General features: G+C 59.6%; 6 protein-coding genes. All 6 read left to right on the top strand.

What is annotated here, in order from left to right:
* Positions 1 to 66: 66 nt before the first annotated feature.
* The gene (locus AC1DRJ_RS16185) at positions 67 to 798 is read left to right on the top strand and encodes a response regulator (RefSeq protein WP_477803047.1); all 732 of its coding nucleotides are present in this window, start codon (positions 67 to 69) and stop codon (positions 796 to 798) included.
* A complete protein-coding gene (locus tag AC1DRJ_RS16180) occupies positions 788 to 2257 on the top strand; it encodes an ATP-binding protein (RefSeq protein WP_477803046.1) in 1470 nt (489 codons plus the stop codon). The genes AC1DRJ_RS16185 and AC1DRJ_RS16180 overlap by 11 nt, the downstream gene beginning before the upstream one ends.
* Positions 2258 to 2484: 227 nt before the next feature.
* Positions 2485 to 3744, top strand: a complete 1260-nt coding sequence (locus AC1DRJ_RS16175; RefSeq protein ID WP_477803045.1) for a D-mannose isomerase — start codon at positions 2485 to 2487, stop codon at positions 3742 to 3744.
* A gap of 117 nt (positions 3745 to 3861) precedes the next feature.
* The gene (locus AC1DRJ_RS16170; protein WP_477803044.1) at positions 3862 to 5154 is read left to right on the top strand and encodes an ABC transporter substrate-binding protein; all 1293 of its coding nucleotides are present in this window, start codon (positions 3862 to 3864) and stop codon (positions 5152 to 5154) included.
* Positions 5155 to 5339: 185 nt separating this feature from the next.
* Positions 5340 to 6248 carry a carbohydrate ABC transporter permease gene (locus tag AC1DRJ_RS16165; protein ID WP_007949442.1) on the top strand — a complete coding sequence of 303 codons (909 nt, stop codon included), beginning with the start codon at positions 5340 to 5342 and terminating at the stop codon, positions 6246 to 6248.
* A partial coding sequence (locus tag AC1DRJ_RS16160; protein WP_477803043.1) for a carbohydrate ABC transporter permease occupies positions 6241 to 7050 on the top strand: 810 nt, incomplete at its 3' end. The genes AC1DRJ_RS16165 and AC1DRJ_RS16160, both read left to right, overlap by 8 nt.

Below are 7050 nucleotides of genomic sequence, written 5' to 3'. Positions count from 1 at the left end.
GCGTGGGAACGATCGACGCACGATCAGGCATAATCCGCCCAATTCAAACAACAAGGACGCCGCCCCGTGAGCTCAGTCAACAAGTCGATTTTATTGGTCGATGACGATCAAGAGATACGCGAGTTGCTGGACACCTACCTGACTCGCGCCGGTTTCCAGGTCCGCACCACGCCCGATGGCGCCGGTTTTCGCCAAGCGTTGAACGAGGCGCCGAGCGATCTGGTGATCCTCGATGTGATGCTCCCGGACGAAGACGGATTCAGCCTCTGCCGCTGGGTTCGCCAGCACCCGCGTCAGGCTCAGGTGCCGATCATCATGCTCACCGCCAGTTCCGACGAGGCCGACCGCGTCATTGGTCTGGAACTCGGTGCTGACGATTATCTCGGCAAGCCCTTCAGCCCGCGCGAGTTGCAGGCACGCATCAAGGCCCTGTTGCGCCGTGCACAATTCGGTCAGGAGCGAAGCGGTGGTGAAGTGCTGGCCTTCGACGACTGGCGCCTGGACATGGTCAGCCATCGGCTGTTCCACACCGACGGCGAAGAAGTGATTCTGTCCGGCGCCGACTTCGCGCTGCTGAAACTGTTCCTCGATCACCCGCAGGAAATTCTCGACCGCGACACCATCGGCAACGCCACCCGTGGCCGCGATCTGATGCCGCTGGACCGCATCGTCGACATGGCCGTCAGCCGCTTGCGCCAACGCCTGCGTGACACGGAAAAGCCGCCGCGTCTGATCCGTACGGTACGCGGCAGCGGTTACCAACTGGCCGCCAATGTGGTTGCCAGCAATGGTMACTGAGTTCCTGCGCAAACTCGTCGACCGCGTGCCAATGCCCCGTTCGCTGCTCGGGCGGATGTTGCTGCTGACGTTGCTGGCGGTGCTGTTTGCGCAGACATTGTCGAGCGTGATCTGGGTGTCACAACTGCGTGCTACGCAGCTTCAAGGCTTGGTCACCAGTGCGCGCAGCCTGGCGCATTCGATGACGGCCAGCGTCAGTTACTTCCGCTCGTTGCCGGTCGCCTTCAGGCCGTTGGTTCTGGACCAGCTGCGCAGCATGGGCGGCACCCGATTCGTGGTGACGCTCAACGACAAACCCTTGGGCATGGAAGTGTTGCCGATCACCCCGCGCAAGGAAGCCGTGCTCAAGGCGGTGGACGAAGTGCTGCGCCAGTCGCTGGGCCAGGACACCGACATTTCGGTGACTTTCGTCAGCCCCGACGACCTGCGGATTTTCAACGGTGGCTTGAAACTCGATGAATTGCCGCGCTCCTGGGCGCACTACGCCTTGACGCTGGAACCTGTGAACCCACCCGTGCTGGTCACGCAAATCCAGATGGCGCCGGGCGAATGGCTGTATATCGCCTCGTTATTGCCCGAACCCTACACCAGCCTTGAAGAACAAGGGCTGCCGGCGCAGCAGGTCTGGTTCATCGTTCTCACCAGCGGCTTTTTGCTGTTGTTCATCGGCCTGCTGGTGCACTGGCAGAGCCGGCCGCTCAAGCGCCTGGCGCGGGCGGCGCGGGACATGTCGCTGGGGGCGGAAGTGGAGCCTGTGGCCGAAGGTGGCGGCAGTGAAGTGGTCGAAGTGGGGCGCGCGTTCAATGCCATGCGCGAACGCATCAGCCGCTACCTGACTGAGCGCAGCCAGTTGTTCAGCGCGATTTCCCATGACCTGCGCACGCCGATTACCCGGCTGCGATTGCGCGTGGAATTGCTGGAAGACGAGCAGTTGCAAGCCAAGTTCGGTCGTGACCTGGATGAGCTGGAGCTGTTGGTCAAAGGTGCTCTGCAATGTGTGAAAGACACCGATATTCACGAAAACATCGAACCGGTGGACCTCAACCATGTGCTCGATTGCCTGGTGGAACCGTATCTGGCGCCCTCCGGCAATGGTCGCGTGACTCAGCAGGGGCGGGCGTTGGCGGCGTACCCCGGCAAACCGTTGGCGCTTAAACGCTGCATTGGCAACCTGATCGACAATGCCCTCAAGTATGGACAGAACGCGCACCTGCACATCGATGACGATGACAGCGCGTTCGTCCTGCACGTCGATGACGAAGGGCCGGGTGTGCCAGAGCAACGATTGGAGCAAGTGTTCGAACCGCACTTCCGCCTGGCCGGGCAGCAGCAGGGGTATGGGTTGGGTCTGGGGATTGCGCGCAATATTGCGCATAGCCATGGCGGCGAGGTCAGCCTGCAAAACCTGCGTGAGGGCGGGTTACGAGTGACGCTTCAATTGCCGCGCAGTGTTGATTAATTAGACCGAGTTATCGTTCATCGCGAGCAGGCTCGCTTCCACAGGGATTATGTGTCTTACACAAGTCCAATGTGGGAGCGAGCCTGCTCGCGAAGGCGTCAGACCATTAAACAAATATATCAAGTCGAATGTCACAGCTTGGTGACACAACTCGCCCCCTTCGTTACAAGCCCGCCACTGCCCGTTGTTTAGACTGCCCGCAGTCAAAACAACAAAAAAGGCACCCCATGAACACCTTCCACCCGGACTTCAGCAGTTGGCTGAACGCGCCTGCCCATCAGCAATGGCTCGCCGCTGAAGGCCTGCGCCTGCTGGCGTTTGCCAAGACATCAAAGCTTGCCGAAGGCTTCGGCAATCTGGATGAAAAAGGCCGTCTCCCGGACAACGCCTACGCTGAAACCATGAACACCGCGCGCATGACCCACAGTTTCGCCATGGCCCATATTCAGGGCTTGCCGGGGTTTGCCGAGCTGGTGGATCACGGGGTCAAAGCGCTCAGTGGTCCGTTGCGCGATGCCGAGTTCGGTGGCTGGTTTGCGGTGGCCCATGCGCTGGACGACAACACAGGCAAGGCGGCTTATCTACACGCCTTCGTCGCCTTGGCCGCTAGCTCTGCCGTGGTCGCCCAACGTCCCGGTGCACAAGCCTTGCTCGATGATGCGATCAACATCATCGACACGCATTTCTGGAGCGAGGAGGAGGGCGCAATGCGCGAATCCTTCAGTCGCGACTGGAGCGAAGAAGAAGCCTACCGTGGCGCTAACAGCAACATGCACGCCACCGAAGCCTTCCTCGCACTGGCCGATGTCACCGAAGACAACCGCTGGCTATGCCGCGCACAGCGCATCGTCGAGCGGGTGATTCATGGTCATGCGGCCGCCAATGATTACCTGGTGATCGAGCATTTCGACCGAGCCTGGCAACCGCTGCGCGACTACAACCACGACAACCCGGCTGACGGTTTCCGCCCCTACGGCACCACGCCCGGTCACGGTTTTGAGTGGGCGCGGTTGTTGCTGCACCTCGAGGCGGCGCGGGTCCGGGCCGGGATGCTTACGCCGGGGTGGCTGGCCACCGATGCGCAAAAACTGTTCGACCACAACTGCCGTCATGGCTGGAATATCGATGGCGCACCGGGGATTGTCTACACCCTGGATTGGGACAACCGCGCGGTGGTTCGCCATCGCCTGCACTGGACCCATTGCGAAGCCAGCGCCGCCGCCAGCGCGTTACTCAAGCGTACGGGCGATGAGCAATACGAGCGCTGGTACCGACAATTCTGGGAATTCTGTGACCATCATTTCATTGACCGTTGCGACGGCAGTTGGCACCACGAACTCGATCCGCAAAACCGCCCGAGCGCCGATATCTGGGTCGGTAAACCCGATCTGTATCACGCCTGGCAAGCCGTACTGATTCCGCGTTTACCGTTGGCGCCGAGCATGGCCACGGCTTTAGGTCAGTTGTCCCAGAGCGCTCCTGTGTAACCATGCAGTGACATTCACGCGTCCCTTCGTTACCTGCGAGGGGATGACTCCTGTTTAAAATCCTATGCAGCGCAAGCACCAGACTTGCATGCATAACAACAAGAAAGGTACTTCTAGATGAATGCGATTTCTCGCCTCGCTACTGTCATTTCTCTCGCCTCCCTGTCCGCGCTCCCTCTCAGTGTGCTTGCCGCCGAATCCAAAGGTTCCGTGGAAGTCGTTCACTGGTGGACGTCGGGTGGTGAAAAAGCAGCGGTCGATGTGCTCAAGGCTCAAGTCGAAAAAGACGGCTTCACCTGGAAGGACGGCGCCGTTGCCGGTGGTGGCGGTGCCACGGCAATGACCGTACTCAAAAGTCGCGCAGTAGCGGGTAACCCGCCGGGTGTTGCGCAGATCAAGGGGCCGGACATCCAGGAGTGGGGCAGCATTGGCTTGCTCGCTCCAGATACCTTGAAAGACGTTGCCAAGGCCGAAGGCTGGGATGGCCTGCTGTCGAAGAAAGTCTCCGACACCGTGAAGTTCGAAGGTGACTACGTCGCCGTCCCGGTGAACATTCACCGTGTGAACTGGCTGTGGATCAACCCGGAAGTCTTCAAGAAAGCCGGTATCGACAAAGCCCCGACCACCCTCGAAGAATTCTATGCCGCTGGCGACAAGTTGAAGGCCGCGGGCTTCATCGCGCTCGCCCACGGTGGCCAGCCTTGGCAGGACAGCACCGTGTTTGAAGACGTGGTGCTCTCGGTCATGGGCGCCGACGGTTACAAAAAAGCCCTGGTGGACCTGGATCAGAAAACCCTCTCCGGGCCTGAGATGACCAAGGCGTTCACCGAGCTGAAAAAACTCACCGGCTACATGGACCCGAACCGCGCCGGTCGTGACTGGAACATCGCGGCTGCCGAGGTCATCAACGGCAAGGCCGGCATGCAGATGATGGGCGACTGGGCCAAAAGCGAATGGACCGCTGCCAAGAAAGTAGCCGGCACCGACTACCTGTGCGTGCCATTCCCAGGCACCGAAAAAGCCTTCACCTACAACATCGACTCCCTGGCCGTGTTCAACGTCAAGGACAAGGGAACTATCGCTGCCCAGCAAGACCTGGCCAAAGTGGCTTTGGGTGAAAACTTCCAGAAAGTATTCAGCATCAACAAAGGCTCGATCCCTGTGCGGACCGACATGCTGAACAACATGGAAAAACTGGGCTTCGATTCCTGCGCTCAAGCATCGGCCAAGGACTTCCTGGCAGACGACAAGACCGGCGGCCTRCAACCGAGCATGGCGCACAACATGGCCACTTCCCTGGCTGTGCAAGGCGCGATCTTCGATGTGGTCACCAACTTCATGAACGACAAAAACGCTGACCCGGCCAAGGCCAGCGCCCAACTGGCATCGGCTGTCAAAGCGGCCCAGTAATCCCGACACAGCCTGACCCCTGTTGGGGGCGGGCTTTTGTGGGAGTAGGGCTTGCCCACGATGCAGGCGACTCGGTTTGACTTCGGACCGAGACGATGCCATCGCAGGCAAGCCAACTCCCACAGAAGCCAGCACCCACAAGGGATCGGTGTGCCGATCAATTCCTCTTCACCTGGATTATCCCGATGAGCTCTGTGGCGGTTTTCAGCAAAGCCTCACCGTTCGATGCGCTGCAACGCTGGTTACCCAAGTTGGTACTCGCGCCGAGCATGCTGATCGTGTTGGTTGGTTTCTACGGTTACATCATCTGGACATTCGTATTGTCCTTCACCAGTTCCAGCTTCATGCCGAGCTACAAGTGGGTCGGCCTGCAGCAGTACACCCGCTTGCTGGACAACGATCGCTGGTGGGTCGCGAGCAAAAACCTCGCGGTCTTCGGTGGCATGTTCATCGGCATCAGCCTGGTGCTCGGCGTGTTTCTCGCCGTGCTGCTGGACCAACGAATTCGCAAGGAAGGCTTCATTCGCACCGTTTACCTGTACCCGATGGCGCTCTCGATGATCGTCACCGGTACGGCATGGAAATGGCTGCTCAACCCGGGCCTGGGCCTGGACAAGATGATGCGCGACTGGGGTTGGGAAGGCTTCCGTCTCGACTGGCTGGTGGATCAGGATCGCGTGGTGTATTGCCTGGTGATCGCCGCGGTGTGGCAAGCCTCCGGGTTTGTGATGGCGATGTTCCTGGCCGGCCTGCGAGGTGTCGATCAATCGATCATCCGTGCCGCGCAAGTCGATGGCGCGAATCTGCCGACCATCTATATGAAGATCGTGCTGCCGAGCCTGCGCCCGGTGTTCTTCAGTGCCTTCATGATTCTCGCGCACATCGCGATCAAGAGCTTCGACCTGGTGGCGGCGATGACAGCCGGCGGTCCTGGCTACTCGTCCGATCTGCCGGCGATGTTCATGTATTCCTTCACCTTCAGCCGTGGCCAGATGGGCATTGGTTCGGCCAGCGCCATGATGATGCTCGGCGCGATCCTGGCGATTCTGGTGCCGTACCTGTACTCCGAATTGCGAGGCAAACGCCATGAGTAATCAACTCGGCAAACCGGCCTTGAGCTTCAGCCGTATCGCGATCTACGCAACGCTGTTGCTGGCGGCTGCGGTCTATCTGATCCCGTTGGTGGTGATGCTGCTGACCAGTTTCAAATCCCCGGAAGACATCCGTACCGGCAACCTGCTGAGCTGGCCGACCGTGATTGACGGTATCGGCTGGATCAAGGCCTGGGACGTCGTCGGCGGGTATTTCTGGAACTCGGTGAAAATCACCGTGCCGGCCGTTCTGATCTCCACCTTTATCGGTGCCATGAACGGTTATGTCCTGTCGATGTGGCGCTTCCGTGGTTCGCAACTGTTCTTCGGCCTGCTGCTGTTCGGCTGCTTCCTGCCGTTCCAGACCGTGCTGCTGCCAGCTTCGTTCACCCTCGGCAAGATGGGCCTGGCCAACACCACCACTGGTTTGGTGTTGGTGCACGTCGTCTACGGCCTGGCGTTCACCACGCTGTTCTTCCGCAACTACTACGTGAGCATCCCGGATGCGCTGGTCAAGGCAGCACGCCTGGATGGCGCGGGTTTCTTCACGATTTTCTGGAAGATCCTGCTGCCGATGTCGATCCCGATCGTGATGGTCTGCCTGATCTGGCAGTTCACCCAGATCTGGAATGACTTTCTGTTCGGCGTGGTCTTCGCCAGTGGCGATGCCCAGCCAATTACCGTGGCCCTGAACAACCTGGTCAACACCAGCACCGGGGCCAAGGAATACAACGTTGATATGGCCGCCGCGATGATCGCCGGGCTGCCGACACTGCTGGTCTACATATTTGCTGGTCTACATATT

This window comes from Pseudomonas sp. P5_B2 (assembly GCF_056400445.1).
Note: the sequence above shows the minus strand (reverse complement) of the source record. Positions and strands in the feature narration are given on the sequence as shown.